The organism is Mesorhizobium sp. M2A.F.Ca.ET.042.01.1.1, from assembly GCF_003997405.1.
Classification (GTDB): Bacteria; Pseudomonadota; Alphaproteobacteria; order Rhizobiales; family Rhizobiaceae; genus Mesorhizobium.
On record NZ_RZRX01000047.1, the window covers coordinates 1 to 23606 of the forward strand.

The following is a 23606-nucleotide window of genomic DNA, read 5'->3' on the forward strand; positions in this document are numbered from 1 at the left end:
CTCTTTGACGTATCCATGCCAATGCGAATAAGTTTATCCACGGACGGTCTCCCTTGATGAGATCTGCAACGACCTCATTCTGGCACATTGTGATGCCGTCGGGGGCCGTCCACCCCAACACGTACTTACGTACGCTCCGCTCCGGTTCTCGGAACCCACCATTCTCGGCTCGGCCTGACCTAATTAAATCTCGACACACCTAGGCGGAGCGGCTTGCCGTCTTACAATTCCTTCGTCCAGCGCTCGCTGAGCGTCGCGCCGGTCCCGGCGTCGATTGCCGCCAGGCTGACCTCGTAGCCCCAGAGGTTGCGGATATGGCGCAGGGTTGCGTCGCGGCTCTGGCCCTCGAGCATGATGCCGTCCTTGACCTTGTGCTGCAGCCGCAGATGCCGGTCGCCCAGCAGGTCCACGTCAACCACCTGGATGTCGGGGCGGCTGGCACCGATATCGTAGCTTTGCGCCAGCGCCGACCGTATCCTGGCATAGCCGCGCTCATTGTGGATCGAGGCCACCTCGTAATGCGGCTCGTCGGCGCCGTCGGCCAGCGCGAAGAGCCGCCATTTGCGGATCAGCGCCGGGCTCAGATACTGGCGGATGAAGGATTCGTCGCGGTGGTTGGCCCAGGCGTCGAGCAGGGTGTCGCGCCAATCGCCGCGGCCGGCGATGTCCGGGAACCAGTCGCGGTCCTCGGCGGTGGGCGCGGTCGAGATGCGCTGGATATCCTGCATCATGTCGAGGCCCAGCGCGTAGGGATTGATGCCGGAGTAGCGCGGATCGTCATAGGTTGGCTGGAAGACCACGTTGGAGTGGTTGCGCAGGATCTCGAGCATGGCGCCTTCGCTTATGCGGCCGCGATCGAACAGCGTGTTCATGATCGTGTAGTGCACGAAGGTGGCGCAGCCTTCGTTCATCACCTGGGTTTGCCGCTGCGGGTAGAAATATTGCGCGATGACGCGCACGATCCTGACGATCTCGCGCTGCCAGGGCTCAAGCACGAGGCTGTTCTTCTCGAGGAAATAGAGAAGGTTTTCCTCCGGCAGCTTGAGCGATTTCTTCCGCTCGGCAAGGATTTCTTCCCCCGCTTCCGGCTTGCTCTTTCCCTGCGAGGGCGGCAGCGTTCGCCACAGATCGTTGAAGGAGCGCTCTTCATATTCGAGGCGTTCGCGCAGCCCCTCGCGCTGCTGCTCGGACGACAGTTTAGGCGGACGATGGTAGCGGAAGACGCCCTGCTCCATCAGCGCGTGGGCCGAGTCCAGGATCGCTTCCACGGCCGCCAGGCCATGCCGTTCCTCGCATCGGGCGATGTAGCCCTTGGCAAAATCCAGATAGCTCAGAATGCCGCCGGCATCGGTCCATTGCCGGAAGAGATGATTGTTCTTGAAGAAATGATTATGCCCGAGCGCGGCATGCGCGGTCACCAGGGCCTGCAGGGCCATGGTGTTCTCTTCCATCAGATAGACGATGCACGGGTTGGAGTTGATGACCAACTCATAGGCCAAGCCGCGCGCACCCTTGCGGTAGAGAAACTCGTCGTAGAGGAAACGCTTGCCGAACGACCAATGCCGGTACATCAGCGGCATGCCCACCGAGGAATAGGCATCGAGCATCTGCTCGGAAGAGATGACCTCCATCTGCACAGGATAGATGTCGAGGCCCAGTTCTTCGGTCCCGAGCGCCTCGATCTCGTCATAGACGCTGGACAGCTTTGCAAAATTCCAGTCCGAGCCGGAAAACAGCAGTTCGGATTTGCGCGCCTGGCTGACCATTTCCGAAGCCCCTCAAGCGCTCTTGCGCAGGGCGGGCTGCCTGGCGAAGAGCTCACGGAAGACCGGGTAGATATCGGCCGGCGCGGCAATGCGCCTCATCTGGAAGTTCGGCCATTTGCCGTCGACGGCGTTGTAGGCGCGCCAGAGCGACGTGCCGTTCTCGGTCGAGCCGAAGATGTGGCTTTCCCGCTCGTCGATGATCTCCACATAGGCGAAATACTGGCAAAGCCGCATGAGCTTGCGGTCGAGCAGTTCTATGCAGCGCTCGGAGTCCGTAGCGAAGTTGTCGCCGTCGGAGGCCTGGGCGGCGTAGATGTTCCACTCGGCGGCCGGATAGCGTTCTTCGATGATGCGGTGCATTTCCTCGAGCGCGGTGGAGACGACGGTGCCGCCGCTTTCGGTGTGGTAGAAGAACGTCTGCTCGTCCACCTCCTTGGCCTGGTGGGTGTGGCGGATGAAGACGACCTCGATGCGTTCGTAGCGGCGCGTCAGGAAGAGATGCAGCAGCACGAAGAAGCGTTTGGCCAGATCCTTCTCGCGCTCTCCCATCGAACCCGAGACGTCCATCAGGCAGAACATGACCGCGTTCGCATTGGGCACAGGCTGGGGATCGAAGCGGTTGAAACGAATGTCGACCGGATCGACATAGGCAATCCGCCTGCGCCGGCGCTCGAGCCGGTCGAGCTCTTCGCGCAGCGCCGTGATGCGTTCGCGCACCGCAGCGCTTGCCGGCTTCGCTTCCAGCTCGGCGATCTGCTTGGCGATTTCGTCCAGCTCCGCCTGCTTGGGGCGCCTCAGCGCGATGCGGCGGCCGTGGCTGTTGCGCATCGTGCGTCCGACATTGATGTTGGTCGGCGCCCCGCTTGCGGCGAAGCCTGCCCGCCTCGGCTTGAAGCTCAGTATCTGCTTGAGGTTGAGCTTGACCAGATCCGGCAGTTCGAGGTCCTCGAAGAAAAGGTCGAGCACCTCCTCGCGCGACAGCACGAAGCGGAAGTCGTCTTCGGATTCCGTGGTCCCGGGAGCCGATCCGTAGCCTCCGCCGCCGCCAGGCTTGTCGATGAGATCGCCAGGGCTGAACGTCTTGTTGCCGGGCAGGATGTGCTGGCGCCGGCCGCTTTGCCTGTCGTCGCCGAAGCTCGGCTCGTCGGTGCCCTTGCGCGGCATCGGCACGGCGTGTTCGCGGTCGAGATCGGCGATGCCGCCGGTGCGGACCTTGTCGCGGATGCTGCGCTTGAGATCCTCGCGGGCGCGCCTGAGGAAGCGCTGGCGATTGCCAAGGCTCTTGTCTTTCGGGTTCAGACGGCGGTCGATGAAGATCGGCATGGCACCGTTCGGGCGTCCCTCAACCCGCCTTGTTCACGCGCATGTACCAGTCGACCAATCGGCGCACCTGCCGCTGGGTATAGCCGCGCTCAACCATGCGCTGCACGAATTCATTGTGCCGCTTCTCGGTGACGCTGTCCTGCTTGGAACCGAAGCTGATCACCGGCAACAGGTCCTCGACCTGGCCGAACATGCGCTTCTCGATAACCTCGCGAAGCTTTTCATAACTCGTCCAGGAAGGATTGCGGCCATGGTTGCGCGCCCGGGCGCGCAAGGTGAATTTGACCACTTCGTTGCGGAAGTCCTTGGGGTTGGCGATGCCGGCCGGCTTTTCGACCTGCGACAACTCCTTCTCCAGAACCTCGCGGTTGAGGATCTGGCCGGTGTCGGGGTCCTTGTAGTCCTGATCCTCGATCCAGGCATCGGCATAAGCGATGTAGCGGTCGAAGAGGTTCTGGCCGTACTCGCTGTAGGATTCCAGATAGGCTTTCTGGATCTCGTGGCCGATGAACTCGGCATAGCGGCTGGCGAGTTCCGACTTGATGAACTCGAGATAGGCGGCCTCCGTTTCCTTCGGGAATTGCTCGCGCTTGATCGCCTCTTCGAGGATGTACATCAGGTGGACGGGATCGGCGGCCACCTCCTTGGTGTCGTAGTTGAAGGTCTGCGACAGGATCTTGAAGGCGAAACGCGTGCTGACGCCGGTCATGCCCTCGTCGACGCCGGCGGCATCGCGATATTCCTGCACCGATTTCGCCTTCGGATCGATCTCCTTGAGGTTCTCGCCGTCATAGGCGCGCATCTTGGTGTAGAGCGGCGAGTTCTCGTGCTCAGCAAGGCGGGTCGAGACGGTGAAGCGGCTGAGAATGTCCAAAACCTCGGGCGCGCAGGGACTGTTCGCCAGCTCGCTTTCGCGCAGCAGCTTCTCGTAGATCTGCCGCTCCTCGGTGATGCGCAGGCAATAGGGAACCTTGACCACGAGGATGCGGTCGAGGAACGCCTCATTGTTCTTGTTGTTCTTGAACTGCTGCCATTCCGATTCGTTGGAATGGGCGACGACGATGCCCTGGTAGGGGAAGGCGCCGAAATTCTCGGTGCCGTTGTAGCTGCCTTCCTGGGTCGCGGTCAGCAGCGGGTGCAGGACCTTGATCGGCGCCTTGAACATCTCGACGAATTCGAGCAGGCCTTGCGTCGTCCGGTTCAGACCGCCGCTGTAGGAATAGGCGTCCGGGTCGGACTGGCTGAAATGCTCCAACTGCCTGATGTCGACCTTGCCGACCAGCGCCGAGACATCCTGATTGTTCTCGTCGCCGGGCTCGGTCTTGGCGATGGAGATCTGACGCAGCCGCGACGGCATCAGCTTGACGACGCTGAATTTCGAGATGTCGCCCTTCAACTCATCCAGACGCTTGGCTGCCCAGGGCGAGATCAGTCCGTTCAGGCGGCGGCGGGCGATGCCGTATTTGTCCTCCAGCAGATCGCCCATCCGGTCGGGATGGAAGAGGCCGAGTGGCGATTCGAAGATTGGGCTGATCTGGTTGCCGACCTTGAGCGTGTAGATCGGCCGCTCTTCCATCAGCTTCTTCAGCCGTTCGGCGAGCGAGGATTTGCCGCCGCCGACCGGGCCGAGAAGATAGAGGATCTGCTTGCGCTCCTCGAGGCCCTGCGAGGCGTAGCGGAAATATCCGGCGATGCGCTCGATCGTATCCTCCATTCCGTAGAAGTCGGAGAAGGAGGGATAGATCTTTATGGTGCGATTGGAGAAAATGCGGCCGAGCCGCTCGTCCTTGCTGGTGTCGACCAGATTCGGCTCGCCGATCGCCTCGACCATGCGCTCCGGCGCCGAGGCGTACATGGATTTGTCCTCGCGGCAGGCCAGCAGATATTGCTGAAGGCTGATCTCTTCCTGTGCCGCATTGGAATAGATCTCCGAAAACAGATCGAAGACGTCGGATTGGTTCTCGCGCATGATGCTTTGCCTCGGAGCCGATAGGCTGCCAATCGGCTCATCGCTTCATCAACCACCGGAAAGCATTGTGGTTCCCTTCATCTGAAGAGAGAGCGCACAATGCACCCCGACATTGGCCTTCGGGACACCCCGATTCGGCCTTAAATGCTCGCCTATGAACATACGTGGTGATTGCCAGCGGACGGTCAAGGAGCGGATTTGGTTTCGCACCGAAAGTTGTCATTTTTGGTTCGTAAACGAGGCGCGTGACGAGCATCTGTGCCCGCCGCGACACAACCTGGCCGGAGATGACGATGATCGATCGACGCAGCTTCATCGTGGCAAGCCTGGCGGCGCTGTTGCCGCTGGGTGTGTCAGCCGCCGGCCGTCCGGGCCAGCCGGAACCGCAGACCCTCGATTACGGTCCGGCCAAGCTCGACATCTACGCGCCGGCCGGCGCGAAGAACCTGCCGGTGGTCTTCTTCGTCCATGGCGGCGCCTGGCGGTTCGGCAAGCGCAGCCAGGTCGGCTCAAAGCCGGACTTCCTGCTCGCCAATGGCTTCGTGTTCGTCTCGATCGACTACCGCATGCTGCCGGAAGCGGATGTCGCCACCCAGGCCGGCGATGTCGAAAAGGCCTATGCCTATGTGCGCGCCAACATCGCCCGGCATGGCGGCGATCCGGACCGCATCGTCGGCATGGGCCATTCTGCCGGCTGCCATCTGGTCGCGCTGACCGGCATGCGCGGAGGATTGCCGGGCGTCGCCGCGCTGATCCTGGACGACACCAGGGCCTACGATCTTGCCGCGCTTGCGAGAAATGGCGGCATGGTGCGCGCCTATGCGCGTGTCTTCTCCGACCCGAAACAATGGGCGGCGCTGTCGCCGTCGAGCTATGTCGACGGCAGGAAGCATCCGCCGACCTTCATCGCTTATTCGCGCGCGCCCGGGCGAGGCGAGGAGTCGAAAGCCTTCGCCGAGCGCCTGCGCGCCACCGGCACCAAGGTCACGCTGTTCGACGGCAGCGCCTATACGCATATGTCGATCAATGGCGATTTCGGCGAGGATGGCGACGTCTTGACCGCGGCGGCGCTGGCCTTCCTGAAGGCGACCGTGGCCTGACTACCAGCGCGTCTTCTCGCCGGGGGCGGCCGGCTCGATCGCCAGCGCGTGCACGCCTGCCTTCAGTTCGTCGGCAAGCAGCTGGTTGACGGCGCGGTGGCGGTCGATGCGACTCATGCCGGCAAAACTCGGCGAGACAATGCGGACGCGAAAATGCGTCTCGCCGGTGCCGTCGAACGTCGCGTGATGGCCGGACTCGACATGGTGATGGCCTGCATGAAGGTGGCTTTCATTGATGACGGCGAGCCGTTCGGGCGAAAATGCCGCTTTCAGCTTGTCTTCCATCTTGGCCTGTATGGACATCAGCGCTTCCCTTCACCACATATGCGGCACAGCCGCAAAATCTTGTATTTCGACCGCTTTTAAGCCGCGATTCAGCGGTTAGGGCGATCATCGGCGAAATGTCAATTCTTGTTTCGCACATGCGAACAGCCCATAAATGGGTGAGATGAAAGCGTATCCCAAATATTTCGAGAAGATCCGGATCCGGCCGGAAAAGGACGCGGAGCTGAAGTCGCGCGCGCCGATCTGCCAGTGGGACGGCTGCAACGAGGCCGGCACGCACCGGGCGCCGGTCGGGCGCCTGAAGGAAGGCGAGTATTTCCGCTTCTGCTTCGATCATGTGCGCGAATACAACAAGGGCTTCAACTACTTCTCCGGCGTGTCGGACAGCGAGATCGCCCGCTTCCAGAAAGAGGCGCTGACCGGTCACAGGCCGACCTGGCGCATGGGCGCCAATGGCGGCGGGGCGCGCTCGGCGCCGGATTTCGCGCAGCAGCGCTCAGGGCGCGCCGGCTACTACAACCGCATGCGCGACCCGTTCAACCTGTTCGGCTCAGGCGCGCGCGAACCGCGCGAGCGCAAGGCCAAGCCGCTTGAGGCCAAGGCGCTGGAAACGCTTGGCCTTGATACAAAGGCGACTGGTCAGGACATCAAGGCGCGTTATAAGGAACTGGTTAAGCGCCACCATCCGGATGCGAATGGCGGCGACAGAGGTTCGGAAGACCGGTTCCGCGATGTGCTGCAGGCCTATCGCGTGCTCAAGCAGGCAGGATTGTGCTGAGCGGCCCTACGGTTCGTGGCGTTTTCCAACTTTCATCAGGTTGGAAAAGGCTCTAAGACCGCCCCCGGACAAAATCGATTGCCGGCGAAACGCGGCGTTTCGCCCGTGGAGACGTTGATAGAGATGAACAAGGTCGATCGCGACATCGCCAACCTGCCCGACACGACGGTGTCGGTGAAGGAGAAATTCGGTTTCGAGTCCAAGATGGTCGTTCCCGCCTATTCGGCGGCGACCGAGCATGTCCCGGACATCGACCCGGATTATCTGTTCGACAAGGCGACGACATTGGCGATCCTCGCCGGCTTTGCCTACAACCGCCGCGTGATGGTGTCGGGCTATCACGGCACCGGCAAGTCGACGCATATCGAGCAGGTGGCGGCACGGCTCAACTGGCCCTGCGTGCGCGTCAACCTCGACAGCCATGTCAGCCGTATCGACCTCGTCGGCAAGGACGCCATCGTGGTCAAGGAAGGCCTGCAGGTCACCGAGTTCCGCGACGGCATCCTGCCCTGGGCCTATCAGCACAATGTCGCACTCTGCTTCGACGAGTATGACGCCGGCCGGCCGGACGTGATGTTCGTCATCCAGCGCGTGCTGGAATCGTCGGGGCGGCTCACGCTACTCGACCAGAGCCGTGTCATCCGCCCGCATCCGGCCTTCCGGCTGTTCGCCACCGCCAACACGGTCGGTCTCGGCGACACCACCGGCCTCTATCACGGCACGCAGCAGATCAACCAGGCGCAGATGGACCGCTGGTCGATCGTCACCACGCTCAACTACCTGCCGCATGACAATGAGGTGAACATCGTGCTGGCCAAGGCCAAGCACTACCGCGACAACAAGGGCAGGGACATCGTCAACAAGATGGTGCGCGTCGCCGACATGACGCGCTCGGCCTTCATCAACGGCGACCTGTCGACCGTGATGAGCCCGCGTACCGTCATCACCTGGGCCGAGAACGCCGAGATATTCGGCGATATCGGCATGGCGTTCCGGCTGACCTTCCTCAACAAATGCGACGAGCTGGAGCGTTCGGTGGTGGCCGAGTTCTACCAGCGCGCCTTCGGCGAGGATCTGCCAGAGAGCGCCGCCAACGTGGTGCTGGGCTAGGCGCGCAGCTGAATGGCCTCCGGCCGTTCAGCATGAAAACGCGCAGGGAATGATCAATGGCGGGTCCGGGCGACAACACGCGCAACAAGCCGAAGAACGGGTCTGAAGCGGACAGCTTCAAGCGCGCCGTCACCGTGTGCATGCGCGCCGTCGCCGGCGACAAGGATCTCGAGGTCGGCTTCGCCAAGGACCGGCCGGCGCTGGCCGGCAACCGCGCCCGGCTGCCCGAGCTGCCGAAGAAAGCTTCCCGCAACGACATCGCGATCACGCGCGGCATCGGCGATTCCATGGCGCTGAAGCGCGCCTGCCACGATCAGCGCATCCACAACAAGCTGGCGCCGGAAGGGAAGCTCGCGCGATCCATCTTCGACGCCGTCGAGCAGGCGCGCGTCGAGGCGATCGGCAGCCGCGCCATGCAGGGCGTGGCCGACAATATCGGCTCGATGCTCGAGGACAAATACACCAAGGCCAACCTCGTCGACGTCAGGGACAAGGCCGACGCCCCGCTGGAGGAAGCGATCGCGCTGATCGTGCGCGAAAAACTCACCGGCCGCGCTATCCCGAAGAGCGCCGAGCGGCTGGTCGATCTTTGGCGCCCCTGGGTCGAGGAGAAGGCCCGCGGCGACATGGATGGCCTTTCGGCCAAGCTCGAGGACCAGCAGGCCTTTGCCCGTGTCGTGCGCGACATGCTGGTTTCCATGGAGATGGCCGAGGAGCTCGGCGACGACCAGGAAACCGACGACTCCGAGGAAAACGAAGAGAACGAGCAGCAGGGCGAGGAACAGAGCGAGGAAGGCGGCGAGGAGGATTCAGGCTCCGAGCAGTCGCAGTCGGAAGATGCCGAAGCTTCCGCCGACGAGGAAGAGTCGGCCGAGACGGAGGCGACGGACGCCACATCGGACGACCTCTCCGACGAGGACGATTCCGACGCCGAGACGCCCGGCGAGGCCAAGCGCAACGACAACCCGTTCCTCAACCTGCCGAAAGAGATCGACTACAAGGTCTTCACCACCGCCTTCGACGAGACGGTGGGCGCCGAGGACCTGTGCGAGGAAGAGGAGCTCGACCGGCTGCGCGCCTTCCTCGACAAGCAGCTCGCCAACCTGTCCGGCGTCGTCGGGCGGTTGGCCAACCGGCTGCAGCGCCGGCTGATGGCGCAGCAGAACCGCTCCTGGGATTTCGATCTTGAGGAAGGCTATCTCGATCCGGCGCGTCTGGTGCGCGTCGTCATCGATCCGATGCAGCCGCTGTCCTTCAAGCAGGAGCGCGACACCAAGTTCCGTGACACCGTCGTGTCCCTTGTGCTCGACAATTCGGGCTCGATGCGCGGCCGGCCGATCACGGTCGCGGCGACCTGCGCCGACATCCTGGCGCGCACGCTGGAGCGCTGCGGCGTTTCGGTCGAGATCCTCGGCTTCACCACGCGGGCGTGGAAAGGCGGGCAAGCGCGTGAAAAGTGGCTGAAGGATGGCAAGCCGCCCAATCCCGGCCGGCTCAACGACCTGCGCCACATCATCTACAAATCCGCCGATCATCCATGGCGACGCGCCCGGCGCAATCTCGGGCTGATGATGCGCGAGGGCCTGCTCAAGGAAAACATCGACGGCGAGGCGCTGCTTTGGGCGCATAACCGGCTGATCGGCCGGCCCGAGCAGCGCAAGATCCTGATGATGATCTCGGACGGAGCGCCGGTCGACGATTCGACGCTCTCCGTCAATCCGGGCAACTATCTGGAGCGGCATCTGCGGGCGGTCATCGAGCTGATCGAGACCCGCTCGCCGGTCGAGCTTTTGGCCATCGGCATCGGCCACGACGTCACGCGATACTACCGCCGCGCCGTCACCATCGTCGATGCCGAGGAACTGGCCGGGGCCATGACCGAGCAGCTCGCCTCGCTGTTCGGCGAGGAAAGCGCGCGCGACACGCGCCGCGGCGGATTGCGACGCGCCGGATGATGTTTTCGGGGCGGCCTACGCGGCGGACGCTCTTCGCCTGCGTGCTGACCTGCGCCTCGCCGGCCATTGCCGCCCAGAGAGCTCCCGTCGAGACCGTCGAGATTTCAGCGCGGCCGATCACCCAGTTCCATACCGGCCATGACGAGACGCGGTTCGGACCGTTCGAATTCGTCGGCGGGCTGGAGATGACCTCGCCGGCGCGCGATTTCGGCGCGCTGTCGGCGCTTCGTTTCTTGAAGCCGAGCAGCGACTTCATCGGGGTCGCCGACACCGGCTTCTGGTTCTTCGGCACGATCGCGCATGACGCCGGCAAGCGCCCCTCGGGTGTCAAGAATTTCCGCATGCAGCATATGGTCGACGCTTCGGGTCGGCCGATCGACCGGAAATGGAAGGTCGACGCGGAAGGGCTCGCGGTGAAGGACGGCATCGCCACCGTCGGCTTCGAGCGGGACCAGCGCGTCGCCCAGTTCAAGATCGACCCCGACAATATGAAAGCGCCGATCAGGCAGCTCGACTATCTGGTTCCCGCCCAGGAGCTGCGCCAGAACCGCGGCTTCGAGACCGTCGCCCATGCCAACCCTTACGGCCAGCATGCGGGCGGGCTGGTCGTGGTTTCGGAGAGGAGCCTCGACAAGGCGGGCAACGTCTACGCCGCCATTATCGAAGGTCCGCATAAGGGCGTCTTCACCGTCAGGCGCAACGGCGATTTCGACATCACCGACGGCGCCTTCCTGCCGGACGGCGACCTGCTGCTTCTGGAGCGCAGCTTCTCGATCGCGCGCGGGGTGAAGATGCGGCTGCGGCGCATCTATGGCGAGAGCGTCGAGAAGGGCGCGGTTGCCGACGGGCCGATGCTGATGGAGGCCGACCTGGGCTACGAGATCGACAATATGGAAGGGCTCGACGTCTGGACCCGCGACGATGGCGCGCTGATGGTGTCGCTAGTATCCGACGACAACCATTCGATCCTGCAGCGCAACCTCTATTTGGAATTCATCCTGCACCAGGACTGAGCAAGACCGGCGGGCAAGCACCTGGAGATTACCGGCCGACGTGGCGGACTTCGTTCATCACGAAATTGGCGGCGCGCTTGCTCCGGTTGCGGATCTTGAGCGTCGCCGTGTTGTCGACGAAATAGGTGTGAAGGATGCTGTCGCGGGTGCGGACTTCCGGCCCGACAGTATCGACCGCGTGCCAGGTGTCGGTGCCGACCGCAAAGGCGTAGCCGGTGTTCGGCGAAAACGACATCCGATGCGAATTCTCGAAACGCCCGTCCGGCTTGCGCTCGGCGAAGCGGGTGCCGATATGGTTGATCGAGTCGTCCTCGGGCAAATAGAACTGGACCGTTATGCCCTTCCATTTCGTGTCGGTGTGGAAGCCGATCTTGTAGCCCGCCACGTCTCGCGTCAGCATCGGCACCGGGTACATGCCGACCTTCATGAAATCCGAGCCGAACCGGCGCTCCAGGCCCGGGGCAAGGCGGCGCATGAAGGCATCCTTCAGTTCCGGCGCGTGCAATGCCTTGCCGACCAAGGCCCAGACGGCCCGTTTCTCAGCTGGCAGATGGCGGATATATTCGGGATAGAGGTCGATCTTGATCCGCGTCGCGGTGCCGTCGGCCTTGATGTTCACATTGTTGCGGCCCTTGAGCGCGCGATATTCGCGCGCCTCGGGCATGGCGGCGCGCATGCGCTGATAGAGGTCCGCCGGGAAGACATCGGTCATTTCCAGGTGCCAGAAGGGCTTTTCCACGAACGCGGCGCGGTTCACCGCCTCCACCATGTGGGAGACAACATGCTGCAGCGTTTGTCTGGCTGATGCAGGCGCCGCCGCGCCGTCTATGACCGACATGGATAACCTTCCCCAATCCGAAGAACCCCGACCGTGCGGAATGCTAACCAAAGCACAGGCTGGATTGCAATGATCCACGGACTGGCTTCAATCGCGGTATCCAAAACACGAGGTGTTGCATCGGCGCAAAGCAAGGGCATTGCAAGGCACCCGGCGACGGTGCTGATTTGGCCGCAAGCCGATATTCAACGGACCTTGTAGATCTCGATCGGCTTGCCCGCGGTCGACTGGTCCAGTTCAAGCCATGCCGGCAGGTCGCCCCGCAGCAATGCCGCGGCAAGACCATCCGGCGCGTCCAAGCCCAGCGATATCTCTTCCGTGTTGCCGCGGCAGATCGCGATCAATCCCACTTGCTCGCGCTGGATGACGGCGCGGGCTGCTTCCGGCGTTCCCATGAAAGCGTCGAGCATGGCGAGATTGCCGCCGACATTGCGGTGGTAGGGGCCGGCCAGCGCCCGGTGGGCGGTGAACATCAATATCCCCGAGCCGAGATTGGACGAGGCAAGCACGGTCGTCGCCGGCATGGCGGCCAGATCGCGGAAGTCGTCCGGCTTTCCGCAGGTCACGGCATGATCGGGATCGGAATTGATCTGCTGCGGCGCCTTCTGGACCACGGATTGCGCCGCCACCGCTACCCCGGCCCAGGTCGCATTGAGCGAGACCAGCCACGCCGTGACGATGGCGGTGGAGATCCGCCATGAGGGCGCGGCGCTGGCCCTGAGGCGGATTTGCGCGATCCAGGCCGAGAGCGGCAGCACGGCGAAGGCGACGGAAAAGGTCGAGCCGCGCACCTGCCAGAGGCTGACGCCGAAGGCGACGACAAGCAGGATGGCGGCAAGCATCTCCTCGCGGCGCAGGCGACGGCTTCGCAACTGAAAGCCGATCAGCAGGATCGCGATGAAGGGCGTCACATAGCGCGCCGCCATCAGCTTGGGCTGGTGGACGGCGACGCTCCAGAAGGGCTGCGCTTCGACCACGTCGGCCAGCCAAAAGGTGCGGATGCGCTCGTCCATGCCCGCATAGGGCGACGCCAGGCACTGTGGGAAGGCTGCTATCACAGTCACCGCGACCACCGTGGCTAGCGCCAGCATCGAAACGAACCGTGCCTGGACCGTCGACACTGGCAATGTCGAGGCGATCGCGAGGCCGAAGCCGGAAAGTGCCGCAACCGCGAACTGGAAGGACGAGAAGGCGTCGCATTGGGCCATGCCCCAGTCGGAAGGCCGGATGGTCGCCACGAAGACCAGCAAGGCGATGCCGGCAAATCCAAGGCCGAAGCCTCGCGCGGTGGCGCGCTCCTTATCGTCGAGGATGAACAGGACCCCGGCGCAGATGCCGAGCGTCGCCACATAGGGAGCGGTTTCCATGCCGACGGCGAGCGTCAGGCCGGCGCAAATGCCCGACAGGAGCGCGGCAGGCCGCCAGAAGGGCGCCTCCATCAGAAGCCAAAGGCTGGCCGCCGTCAGCAGCAGCTGGACATTGTGATGATCGATCACGCCGGGGCTGTAGACCATCAGGAAGAAAAGCGCGGCCGTCGACAGGATGAGCGACGGCATCGCGACGTCGGCGCCGGCGAAGCGCCGCGAGGCGCGCATGAGCACGAATATGGTCAGTCCGTAGAGCGTGGTCGGCCAGATGATCCGCGCTACCCGTTCGGCGGTGGCGGCGCCGGCGCCCAGCGCGTCGAAGACCATGACAAGCAATGCGAGCGGCGCGTCCACCAGCCGGGACCAGTGCATGACGAAACCGTCCGCCGTGCCCATCCTGTATTGATGGAGATCGAACCAGCCCTGGCCGGCGAGCAGGTCGCGGACCTCGACCAGCCGCAGCATGCTGTCATTGTCCGCGCCATAATTCGCAAGGGTCGGGAAGCCGGAAACCGCGTTGATCGTCAGCACCACCAGGGTAGCGCATGCCGCAAGCAGGAGATCATTTTTCCAACCGGTGCCTTGCACGGTCATGGTGGTTGCGAAGCCTTGGAGAATTTTCGCGATCCTGCACCATCAGCCGTAACAAAGCGTAAAGCCGCCGCGGCAAATCCTGTCGGCTCAAGGCCCCTTGGCTGCAATCCAGATCACGTGGCGGGCGCCGCGCTTGCCGCGGGCGCGCGTGTTGACCTCTTCGACCGCGAAGCCTGCCTGCTTCAGCCGCCGGGTGAAGCCGCCGTCCGGTCCCTGCGACCAGACCGCCAGCACGCCGCCCGGTTTCAGTGCAGCGCTAGCGGCGGCCAGCCCGGCCGCGTCATAGAGCGAGTCATTGCCCTTGTAGACGATGCCCTCGGGACCATTGTCGACGTCGAGCAGAATGGCGTCCCAAGCGGCTTTCTGCGTCCTTATCAGCTGGCCGACATCAGCCTCGCGAATGCTGACGCGAGGGTCGTCGAGGCAGCCGCCGAAGATCGTCGACATCGGTCCACGCGCCCAGCCAACGACCGCGGGGACAAGCTCGGCGACGGTGACGGCGGCATCGCGATCGAGCGCGGCGAGAGCGGCGCGCAAGGTGAAGCCCATGCCGAGCCCGCCGATGAGGATGCTTGGCCGCTTGCGGCCGGCGATCCGCTCGCAGGAAAGCCTGGCGAGCGCCTCCTCGGAGCCGCTGAGGCGGCTGTTCATCAGCTCGTTGGTGCCGAGCATGATCGAGAATTCAGTGCCGCGCTGCTTCAGGCGCAGTTCCTGGCCGCCATCGGGCGTGCGGGCGGAATCAAGCTGAACCCAAGGGATCACGGCCTGATTCCACTCGCTGGAAGCATGGCTTACACCGCCATCGCCGGCTGGCTCCACCGCGCGGCGAGCAGCCGGTAGGGGATCAGCGCCACGACGGCGATGATGAGCTTCACCGAAAGGTCGCCAAGCGCCCAGGAGACCCAGCGCATCGTCTCGACCGGCAGCACGCCCATCAGCGGCGCGGTCTCCAGCGCGAAACCGTCATTGGGACCGGCAAAGGCGAAGGCGGCGGAAAAGGCGACGCCGAAGAAGACGAGCGTGTCGAACACCGAGCCGACCAGCGTGCCGACGATCGGCGCGCGCCACCAGCTCTGCCGGCGCAGCCGGTTGAAGACGGTGACGTCGAGCAATTGCGCGGTGAGGAAGGCGGCGCCGGAAGCGGCCGCGATGCGCACCAGCCGATCGGCGGCGGTCTCGAACTCGATCAGGCCATGACGGAACAGGAAGGGCGGGACCAGGATCGAGCAGGTCACCGCAGTCATGAAACCCACGAACACCACCTTGCGCGCCACGGCCGGGCCGTAGCGGCGGTTGGCTAGGTCGGTGACCAGGAAGGAGAAGGGATAGGTGAAGGCGCCCCAGGTGAGCAGGTCGGCGAGCGACAGGCCGCCGACCTGGCCCTGCATCGGGAACTGCACGAGGATATTCGACGCCACGACGACAAGCGCCATGGCAGCCACGAAGGGCAGGTATCGCGTCAGGAAATTCATTTTTTTATCCTGGGTAATGGAACCAGCCGAGCGTCATGCCGACGCTCGCTCTTATTCCGAGCACCGGTCTGGCCGGTGCCCGATGCGGTCGTCCCGCGCCCGAATGCTTTAAGCGGCCGACTGCTCGGCAAGCTTCTTGGCGATCTGCTTCTTCAGCAGACGGGCGCGCTGCGACAATTCCTTGACGTCGGCCTTGACCAGGAAGGCGTCGAGGCCACCGCGATGCTCGACCGAACGCAGCGCGTTGGCCGAAATGCGCAGCCGAACGTTCTGGTTCAGCGCTTCGGAAATCAGCGTCACATTGACCAGGTTCGGCAGGAAGCGACGCTTGGTCTTGTTGTTGGCGTGGCTCACATTGTTGCCGGTCTGGACTGCCTTGGCAGTGAGTTCGCAGGTGCGGGACATTTGTCTAACCTTCAGTTTCTAAACCTGCCAAACCATTCTGCCCGCGCCAGGCGGCGCGCGGTCTCGGTCAGGCGGCCTTTGGAAAAGTTGGCGTTCCATAGTGGCATTTCGCCATTGCGTCAAGCTCCGGCGCGTCGCCTGCCGTCGGGCCCGCTCCATATAAAGGCCGGATTTAATACTATAAGCCCTTGGCGAAGGGATATGCCAGGCTGGAGCCGTTGCGTTCCGGCCGAACCGCCAGGGATTCGCCAGCCGCCATGCTCCGTCCATCTCATGCGTTCGCCACCCTTCTTGCCCTTGCCGTGCCGGCAACAAGCTTCGCCGCCCCCTCGCCACAGTCCTTCAAGGGCGAATATACGGTGTCCTATCTGGGCCTTTCGATCGCCAGGGCGACCTTTTTCAGCCGCTATGTGGGCGATACCTACGCCATCAACGGCACCGTCTCCGCCGCCGGGCTCGGCAGGCTGTTCGACGACACGAAAGGCACGATTTCGTCGAAAGGCATCATTGCCGACAAGCGGATGACGCCGCAGGTGTTCAGGGCCGATTATACGTCCGGCAAGAAGTCCTCCATGGTCGACATCCGCTTCAGCAATGGGGCGGTCTCCTCCACGCAAGTCGTTCCCGCTCCAGGGAAGCGCGATCCGAAGAGCTGGGTGCCGATCGGCGACGGAGACCTGAAATCGGTGCTCGATCCGATGGCCGCGACCGTCATCCATGCCGACAGCCTGGACAAGGTCTGCGGACGCACGGTCAAGTTCTATGATGGCGAGATGCGCGCCGACCTGACACTGACCTATGCCTCCAGGGGCTCGATCGCGGTGCCGGGCTACAAGGGCGACACGGTGACCTGCAAGATGGGCTTCGAGCCGGTGGCGGGCTATCGCAAGGGACGCAAGGCGCTGAACTACCTGAAGAATAAGAGCCGCATGCTGGTGACGTTTGCACCGGTCGGTCAATCCGGCGTATATGCGCCGATCCGCGCCACGGTCGGGACCCAGATCGGTCCGCTGACCATCAGCGCCGGACGATTCGAGGCGGTAAATTAATTCAGTTTTACGCAATTCCGGACGGAAAACCGCAAGGCACTTTTCCTGGAATTGCTCGAGGCGCCGCCGCGCGCCGGCGGGGGAGATATGGGGCGCGCAACATTGATCGGGTTTTCGGCGGTCGCCATGTGGGCGCTGCTGGCGCTGCTCACCGACGCCTCGGGGCAGGTGCCGCCATTCCTGCTGTCGGCCATCACATTCGCCATCGGCACCTGCGTCGGGCTGGCGGCCCGGCTGGTGATGCCGGCGCCCGACCGCAGTGAGAAGATCCCGCCACAGGTCTGGGTGATCGGCATAGCCGGCCTGTTCGGCTACCATTTCTTTTACTTCACGGCGCTGCGCAACGCGCCGGCGGTCGAGGCGAGCCTGATCGCCTATCTGTGGCCGCTGCTGATCGTGCTGGGTTCCGCGCTGATGCCGGGCGAGCGGCTGGCCTGGAACCATGTCGTCGGCGCGCTGCTCGGCCTTGCCGGCACCTTCCTGATCGTCACCAAGGGCGGCGGGCTGGCCTTCGACGCGCGCTATGCCTTCGGCTACGCGATGGCCGCCATCTGCGCGCTGTTGTGGTCGTCCTATTCGCTTCTGTCGCGGCGTTTCCCGTCGGTGCCGACCTCGATCGTCACCTGGTTCTGCGCGGCGACGTCGGTGCTTTCGCTGGTCTGCCATCTTCTGCTTGAGAAGACCGTGCTGCCCGACGGCCCCGGACAGTGGCTGGCGGTCATCGGGCTCGGCCTGATGCCGGTCGGCGCGGCCTTCTATGCCTGGGACATCGGCGTCAAGCGCGGCAACATCCAGGTGCTGGGCGCCGCGAGCTATGCCGCGCCGCTGTTGTCGACGCTGGTGCTGATCGCCGCCGGCGTCGCCGAGCCGTCGTTGCGCATCCTCGCGGCTTGCGTGCTCATCACTGGAGGTGCCGCGCTGGCCGCGAAGTCTCTGCTGATGCGCAAGCCGGCGGTCAAACAGGTGAACGCATGATGCCGTTTGCCGGCGGCATCGAGGCCAACGCCAACGCGACGCTTCTGTTCTCGTTCGTCGCGGCCGTGATCTACGCCTTTGCGCTCGACATGCCGCCGAAATGGACGCGCACGGCAGCAAAGACGCTTGCAGTCGCCTTGCTGGCCGTGCTTGCCGCCATGCAGGGCGGTCCGCTGCTGCTTGTCGCGGCGCTGGGCTTGAGCGCCATCGGCGACGCCTTCCTGTCGCGCGACGGCGAAAAGGCCTTCCTCGGCGGGCTGGCGAGCTTCCTCGCCGGCCACATCGCCTATGTCGCGCTGTTCTCGCAGTCGGGTGGCGGGCTCGGCCTGTTGAGCGCCGAATCCTGGCGGGGCGTGATCGCGCTCGCCATGGCCGTATTCGGCATCGTCATGCTTGCCGCGCTCTGGCGCCGCGTCGGTCCGCAACTGCGCATCCCGATCGCCGTCTATGTCGCGGCGATCCTCGCCATGGGCATTTCGGCGCTCACCACCGGCAGAGCATGGGTCATCGCCGGCGCGGTGGTGTTCATCGCTTCGGACGGGTTGCTGGCCACCGAGCGCTTCCTGCTCGCGGCGATCTCGCCGCAGCGCCTGTGGATGCGCTACGCGGTCTGGGTGCTTTATTACGCCGCCCAGCTGGCGATCACGCTGGGGTTTCTGCTGGCCTAGACCGGCCGCCAGCCGGGCTCAGCCAGCTCGAAGGCCGCGAAATCGAAGCCCGGGGCCACGGTGCAGCCGACCAACGTCCATTCACCTAAGCTGCGCGCCGACTGCCACCAGCCGGCCGGCACGACGATCTGCGGCCGCTCGCCCGCGGCAAGGGCCGTGCCAAGCACCTGCTCGATGACCACGCCTGCGCCCTCCTCATGCATCGACAGCGCCAGCGGCGCGCCGGCATAAAAATGCCAGACCTCGGCCGCGTCCTGCACCCGATGCCATGCCGAAAGCTGACCTTGCTCGAGTAGGAAGTAGATCGCGGTGGAATGACCGCGCGGGCCGCCCGCGGCGTCGCGAAACGTCTCGGCGTACCAGCCGCCCTCGGGATGCGGCTCAAGGCCTAGCGTTGCGATGATCTCGGCGGCGCTGGTCATTGGCGGTCTTTGGCCCGGTGCATGTCGCTAAATGCGGTGGAATTAGAAATTATCCTTGCGCTTGCGGATCTCCGCGAACACCTCGGCATCCGAGGCTTTCTCCATGCCGAGATGCTTGCGGATTGCCGGGTCGTGCCAGCGCAGGAACGGGTTGGTCGACAGTTCCTCGCCGATGGTCGTCGGCAGCGTCGGCTTGTTGTCGGCGCGCAACGCCTCGATCCTGGCCGCGCGATCCCTCAGCAGCGGGTTGCCCGGGTCGACCGTCACCGCGAAGCGGGCATTGGCAAGTGTGTATTCGTGGCCGCAATAGATGGCGGTTTCCGCCGGCAGTGCCGCCAGCTTCTTCAGCGATTCATGCATAACCGGCGGCTTGCATTCGAACAGGCGGCCGCAACCCAGCGCGAACAAAGTGTCGGCGGTGAAGGCCACTTTCGAGGTTGGCAGGTGATAGGAGACATGGCCGGCGGTATGGCCGGGCGTCTCGATGACTTCGATCCGTTCCTCGCCAAGGCGCACGACCGAGCCTTGGCTGACCGTCTCGTCGATGCCGGGAATCTTTGCCTTCTCGGCTTCCGGGCCGATGATGCGCAGCTTGAAGCGCTCCTTGAGCGCCAGATTGGCCTCGACATGATCGGCATGATGGTGCGTGGTGAGAATCAATGTCGGCGTCCAGCCGGTGCGCTTGATCGCCGCAAGGATCGGCGCTTCTTCCGGCGCGTCGATGATCGCCGTCTCGCCGCTTTTGGGATCGTGAACCAGCACGCCAAAATTGTCCGTGCGACACATGAACTGCTCGATCTCTACGGCCATAGGCATCTTTCTCCATCCATCGCCGCAGACATAGGGCGACCGGCCGCCGATGTCATCCGGGTTTGTCGAACTTGGCGCGTTCATCGAACTTGCCGCCTTTGTTGAACTTGGCAGGCTTCACGGCTACCGTCCCGCGCATGCATTCGGACATCGTCGACCTGCGTTCCTTCTACTCGTCCACGCTCGGGCGTCTCGCCGAGCGCTCGATCACCATGGCGCTGTCGTCCATCTGGGCAACCGTCCCCAACGAGCGGCTGGTCGGCCTCGGCTACACGCTGCCATGGCTGGAACGCTTCGGCACCGATGCCGAGCGTGTCTTCGCTTTCATGCCGGCAACGCAGGGCGCGGTGGTGTGGCCGGCGTCGGGACCGACGGCAACGGCGCTGGTCTTCGACGAGGAACTGCCGCTGGTCGATTCCTGCATTGATCGCGTGCTCCTGGTGCATTCGCTCGAGCACGCCGAAAACCCGCGCGAGACGCTGAACGAAATCTGGCGCGTGCTGTCGCCGGCGGGCAGAGTCGTCATCGTCGTGCCCAACAGGCGCGGCGTCTGGGCGCGCTTCGAGCACACGCCCTTCGGCAACGGCCGGCCGTTCTCGCGCGGCCAGCTGACCGAGTTGCTGCGCGAGGCGAATTTCACCCCGGCGACGTGGAGCGATGCGCTGTTCTTCCCGCCGTCGCCGCGGCGTTTCCTGATGCGGTTCCACAATGTGCTGGAGCGGGCCGGCCGCCGATTCTGGCCGATCTTTTCGGGCGTCATCGTCGTCGAGGCGCAGAAACGGCTCTACCAGGGCGTGCCGGTCGCCCAGCGCGCCTCGCGCCGCGTCTTCGTGCCGGTCTTCTCGCCCCAGGGCGCGACGCGGCTCGGGCGCAAGGCGGCGGACGCCGCCGCGCGACGGTGACGCGTTCGTGATCGATGTCGCGCCTTGTCCTTTACCCCCATCGCCACCCTATGTGAGGGAAAGCTTCGCGGCGCGGCTCCGTTGATCGCGCCCGAAATCAGGGATTTCCTTTATGGCTGACCAAATGGACTACAAGCCAGGCGCCGAGCAGGCCGCGTTCTCGATCGAGACCAGCAGCCTTTCCGACCAATTGGCCACGATACGCATGGCGCTGAAGACCTCGCCGGTGCGCCGGCCGCTTGCCTGGGTCAGCGTCGGCATCGTCGCCGTCATCATCGCGACCTCGATCGGGCAGGTTCTGCTCAACCGATGGAACCAGCCTTTCTACGATGCGCTGGCGCGGCGCGACCTCGGGGGCTTCCTGCACCAACTGATGATCTTTGTGGAAATCGCCGGCAGCCTGCTGGTGCTCAATATCGGCCAGACGTGGCTCAACCAGATGATCCGGCTGAGGCTGCGCGAGGCGCTGACGCTCGACCTCATCGATGAATGGATGGCGCCGGCCCGGGCCTTCCGGCTCGCCCATGCCGGCGCCATCGGCGTCAATCCCGATCAGCGCATGCAGCAGGATGCCGCCCATCTGTCGGATCTGTCGACCGACCTTGGCGTCGGCCTATTGCAGTCCTTCATCCTGCTGGCGTCCTTCATCGGCGTGCTCTGGCAGCTCTCTTCCGGCTTCGTCTTCCATATCGGCGGCCATTCGCTCACCATACCGGGCTACATGGTCTGGGCTGCGGTCCTCTATGCCGGCATCGCGTCCTGGCTGAGCTGGCTGGTGGGCCGGCCGCTGATACGCTTCAACAGCGACCGCTACACCCGCGAGGCGGAGCTGCGCTCCTCGATGGTCCGGGTCAACGAGAATGTCGATGCGATCGCTCTGGCCCATGGCGAGGCCGATGCCAGGCGCCAGCTCGAGCTCGACCTTGGCACCGTGCTTGGCGCCATGCGGCGTATCTACAGCGCCCAGATCAACCTTTCCTGGGTCACCGATGCCTATGGCTGGATCACCGTGGTAGCCCCGATCCTGGTGGCCGCGCCCGTCTATTTCGCGGGCGACATCAGCTTCGGCGGGTTAATGATGGCGGTGGGCGCCTTCAACCAGGTGAATTCCTCGCTGCGCTGGTTCATCAACAATATCGGCGCCATCGCTGACTGGCGGGCAACGCTGATGCGCGTCGCCGACTTCCGCATCGCGCTTGGCGAAACGGACATCCTGCACGACAAGGAAAAGCGAATCGAGGTCGGCGAGAATCCGGACGGCAAGCTGACATTCGACGAGCTCGAAGTCGCCTCGCCCGACGGCTGCACCAGGCTTGCCGAGACGAGCGTCGAAGTCCATCCGGGCGAGCATGTCATGATCACCGGCGATCCGCGCGCCGGCAAGACGCTGTTCTTCCGCGCCCTTGCCGGCCTGTGGCCCTGGGGAGGGGGCCGCATCGGCATGCCCGACGGGGAGAAGCCGTTCTTCGTACCGCGCACGCCCTATTTCCCGCTCGGTTCGCTGCGCGATGTGCTGAACCACGCCGAAGGCGTCAAGATCGACGACGCCGAGATCAAGGCCGTGCTCGGCGAGGTCGGGCTGGAGCGCCTGTCGTCCCAGCTCGACCGCTCGGCGCGCTGGGAGCGTGAGCTGGCGGACGACGAGCAGCGCCTGCTGGCTTTTGCGCGGCTGGCGCTGCGGAAGCCGAAATGGGTCATCATCGACGAGGCGCTGGACACGTTGGACGGCGCGACGCTGCGGCGCGTGCTGGCGATGCTGCAGGCCAGACTCCCGGATGCAGCAATCCTCAATATCGGGCGCGGCCTGCACAACAACCAGTTCTTCCCGACGGCCTTCACCATCGTCAAGGACGTCTGCGGCCCGGCGCTCAAGCCGGCGCGCGTCCGCGCCGGAGCGATCGAGCCGCCGCCCCAGGCGGCGCACCGCAAGAAATAGCTTTATTTTGCCGCGATCGCCGGGAAGAATCGCCGGCGTCGACAGAACGCCTGCAGCCATGCTCGAGATGCTCAGCCTGCTTGCCTGTTTCGCCTGCGCCGAGGCGGCTTCGTTGCCCGTGCCTGACGGCGGCACGCCGGTCGATGTGGAACTCGTGCTCGCCGTCGACATCTCGCAGTCGATGGATGAGGACGAGTTCGCGCTGCAGCGCGCCGGTTATGTCGAGGCGCTGCGCCGTCGCGATTTCATCAACGCGGTGCGTTCGGGGACGAACGGGCGCATCGCGCTGGCCTATTTCGAATGGGCAGGGGTGGTGCGCGACGACGGCGTCATCGCCTGGCAGGTCATTGACGGCGAGGACAGCGCCAACGCCTTCGCCGACAGAATTGCCGCGCGGCCGTTCCGCAGCTTTCGCGGCACCTCGATCTCGGGCGCTCTCGGCTTCGGCGCAGGGCTTCTGGAGAAAAGCGCCTTTTCGGCGCCCCGCCGGGTCATCGACATATCGGGCGATGGCCCCAACAATACCGGACGGCCTGTCGCCGCGATCCGCGATGCCGCCGTTGCCGAGGGTATCGTCATCAACGGCCTGCCGATTCTCATCAGGCCGTCGCCGAGCGTCAGCCGGCTCGACCGATACTATGCCGATTGCGTGACCGGAGGAGACGGTTCCTTCGTGCTGCCGATCTATGCGGCGTCCGAATTCTCGACCGCCATCCGCCGCAAGCTGATCCAGGAGGTGAGCGGCCTCACCGACGCCAGATCCATTCGCGTCCAGGATGCGGCGCCCGTCGATTGCCTGCTGGGCGAGCGCCTCCGGCAGCGCTTTTCCGATCCCTATTTTCCGGAACTCGACCGATAGCTGTCTTGCA

Annotated in this window: 22 protein-coding genes; 11 read left to right on the forward strand and 11 right to left on the reverse strand. The window is 64.2% G+C overall.

The window, feature by feature from the left end; genetic code table 11:
- Positions 1-221 precede the first annotated feature (221 nt).
- The 3 genes from EOA23_RS09790 to EOA23_RS09800 are packed head-to-tail and all read right to left on the reverse strand — an operon-like array spanning position 222 to position 5058.
- Positions 222-1766 (reverse strand): SpoVR family protein, encoded by a 1545-nt coding sequence (locus tag EOA23_RS09790; protein ID WP_126064166.1) that lies wholly within the window; start codon positions 1764-1766, stop codon positions 222-224.
- A 12-nt stretch (positions 1767-1778) separates the two neighbouring features.
- Positions 1779-3089 carry a YeaH/YhbH family protein gene (locus tag EOA23_RS09795; protein ID WP_126064167.1) on the reverse strand — a complete coding sequence of 437 codons (1311 nt, stop codon included), beginning with the start codon at positions 3087-3089 and terminating at the stop codon, positions 1779-1781.
- Positions 3090-3108: 19 nt separating this feature from the next.
- Positions 3109-5058, reverse strand: coding sequence for a PrkA family serine protein kinase (locus tag EOA23_RS09800; RefSeq protein WP_042643762.1), 1950 nt, complete (start codon positions 5056-5058; stop codon positions 3109-3111).
- A gap of 293 nt (positions 5059-5351) precedes the next feature.
- Here EOA23_RS09800 and EOA23_RS09805 point away from each other — a divergent pair, with 293 nt between their 5' ends.
- Positions 5352-6158, forward strand: coding sequence for an alpha/beta hydrolase (locus EOA23_RS09805; RefSeq protein ID WP_127303773.1), 807 nt, complete (start codon positions 5352-5354; stop codon positions 6156-6158).
- On the opposite strand, the gene EOA23_RS09810 is transcribed toward EOA23_RS09805, so the two are convergent.
- Positions 6159-6461: a BolA family protein gene (locus tag EOA23_RS09810; RefSeq protein WP_042643764.1), complete on the reverse strand. Its 303-nt coding sequence runs from the start codon at positions 6459-6461 to the stop codon at positions 6159-6161.
- Between the two features lie 136 nt (positions 6462-6597).
- On the opposite strand from EOA23_RS09810, the gene EOA23_RS09815 reads away from it, so the two are divergent.
- The 4 genes from EOA23_RS09815 (at position 6598) to EOA23_RS09830 (ending at position 11299) form a co-directional block, all read left to right on the forward strand.
- On the forward strand, positions 6598-7221 hold the full coding sequence (locus tag EOA23_RS09815) for a J domain-containing protein (protein ID WP_127303774.1): 624 nt from the start codon (positions 6598-6600) through the stop codon (positions 7219-7221).
- Positions 7222-7344: 123 nt separating this feature from the next.
- A complete protein-coding gene (gene cobS / locus EOA23_RS09820) occupies positions 7345-8331 on the forward strand; it encodes a cobaltochelatase subunit CobS (protein WP_126064171.1) in 987 nt (328 codons plus the stop codon).
- Between the two features lie 56 nt (positions 8332-8387).
- Complete coding sequence (gene cobT, locus EOA23_RS09825; RefSeq protein WP_127303775.1) at positions 8388-10286, forward strand: cobaltochelatase subunit CobT; 1899 nt, start codon at positions 8388-8390, stop codon at positions 10284-10286.
- Positions 10283-11299 carry an esterase-like activity of phytase family protein gene (locus EOA23_RS09830; protein ID WP_189341566.1) on the forward strand — a complete coding sequence of 339 codons (1017 nt, stop codon included), beginning with the start codon at positions 10283-10285 and terminating at the stop codon, positions 11297-11299. The genes cobT and EOA23_RS09830 overlap by 4 nt, the downstream gene beginning before the upstream one ends.
- Positions 11300-11327: 28 nt before the next feature.
- On the opposite strand, the gene EOA23_RS09835 is transcribed toward EOA23_RS09830, so the two are convergent.
- The 5 genes from EOA23_RS09835 to rpmB all read right to left on the reverse strand — a co-directional run bounded on the left by EOA23_RS09835 (position 11328) and on the right by rpmB (position 15975).
- Positions 11328-12137 (reverse strand): hypothetical protein, encoded by an 810-nt coding sequence (locus EOA23_RS09835; protein ID WP_127303776.1) that lies wholly within the window; start codon positions 12135-12137, stop codon positions 11328-11330.
- 185 nt (positions 12138-12322) lie between these two features.
- Entirely contained in the window at positions 12323-14098 is a 1776-nt protein-coding gene (locus EOA23_RS09840) for a GtrA family protein (RefSeq protein ID WP_127303777.1), read from the reverse strand.
- Positions 14099-14185: 87 nt separating this feature from the next.
- Positions 14186-14860 carry a hypothetical protein gene (locus EOA23_RS09845; protein ID WP_127303778.1) on the reverse strand — a complete coding sequence of 225 codons (675 nt, stop codon included), beginning with the start codon at positions 14858-14860 and terminating at the stop codon, positions 14186-14188.
- Positions 14861-14889: 29 nt separating this feature from the next.
- Positions 14890-15570, reverse strand: coding sequence for a queuosine precursor transporter (locus EOA23_RS09850; protein WP_127303779.1), 681 nt, complete (start codon positions 15568-15570; stop codon positions 14890-14892).
- A 108-nt stretch (positions 15571-15678) separates the two neighbouring features.
- On the reverse strand, positions 15679-15975 hold the full coding sequence (rpmB, locus tag EOA23_RS09855) for a 50S ribosomal protein L28 (RefSeq protein WP_040989302.1): 297 nt from the start codon (positions 15973-15975) through the stop codon (positions 15679-15681).
- 257 nt (positions 15976-16232) lie between these two features.
- Here rpmB and EOA23_RS09860 point away from each other — a divergent pair, with 257 nt between their 5' ends.
- The 3 genes from EOA23_RS09860 (at position 16233) to EOA23_RS09870 (ending at position 18667) form a co-directional block, all read left to right on the forward strand.
- Complete coding sequence (locus tag EOA23_RS09860) at positions 16233-17024, forward strand: DUF3108 domain-containing protein (protein ID WP_127303780.1); 792 nt, start codon at positions 16233-16235, stop codon at positions 17022-17024.
- An 87-nt stretch (positions 17025-17111) separates the two neighbouring features.
- Positions 17112-17999 carry an EamA family transporter gene (locus EOA23_RS09865; RefSeq protein WP_126064178.1) on the forward strand — a complete coding sequence of 296 codons (888 nt, stop codon included), beginning with the start codon at positions 17112-17114 and terminating at the stop codon, positions 17997-17999.
- Positions 17996-18667 carry a lysoplasmalogenase family protein gene (locus EOA23_RS09870; RefSeq protein WP_127303781.1) on the forward strand — a complete coding sequence of 224 codons (672 nt, stop codon included), beginning with the start codon at positions 17996-17998 and terminating at the stop codon, positions 18665-18667. The genes EOA23_RS09865 and EOA23_RS09870 overlap by 4 nt, the downstream gene beginning before the upstream one ends.
- Here EOA23_RS09870 and EOA23_RS09875 read toward each other — a convergent pair.
- Together EOA23_RS09875 and gloB are read right to left on the reverse strand one after the other, a co-directional pair.
- The gene (locus tag EOA23_RS09875; protein ID WP_126064180.1) at positions 18664-19089 is read right to left on the reverse strand and encodes a cupin domain-containing protein; all 426 of its coding nucleotides are present in this window, start codon (positions 19087-19089) and stop codon (positions 18664-18666) included. The two genes, EOA23_RS09870 and EOA23_RS09875, sit on opposite strands and share 4 nt — an antisense overlap.
- Positions 19090-19131: 42 nt before the next feature.
- A complete protein-coding gene (gene gloB, locus EOA23_RS09880) occupies positions 19132-19899 on the reverse strand; it encodes a hydroxyacylglutathione hydrolase (RefSeq protein WP_127303789.1) in 768 nt (255 codons plus the stop codon).
- Between the two features lie 137 nt (positions 19900-20036).
- Between gloB and EOA23_RS09885 the strand changes: the two genes are divergently transcribed.
- The 3 genes from EOA23_RS09885 to EOA23_RS09895 all read left to right on the forward strand — a co-directional run bounded on the left by EOA23_RS09885 (position 20037) and on the right by EOA23_RS09895 (position 23596).
- A complete protein-coding gene (locus EOA23_RS09885) occupies positions 20037-20801 on the forward strand; it encodes a methyltransferase domain-containing protein (RefSeq protein WP_127303782.1) in 765 nt (254 codons plus the stop codon).
- Between the two features lie 112 nt (positions 20802-20913).
- Positions 20914-22737 (forward strand): ABC transporter ATP-binding protein/permease, encoded by a 1824-nt coding sequence (locus EOA23_RS09890; protein ID WP_127303783.1) that lies wholly within the window; start codon positions 20914-20916, stop codon positions 22735-22737.
- A gap of 58 nt (positions 22738-22795) precedes the next feature.
- Entirely contained in the window at positions 22796-23596 is an 801-nt protein-coding gene (locus EOA23_RS09895; RefSeq protein ID WP_127303784.1) for a DUF1194 domain-containing protein, read from the forward strand.
- Positions 23597-23606 lie beyond the last annotated feature (10 nt).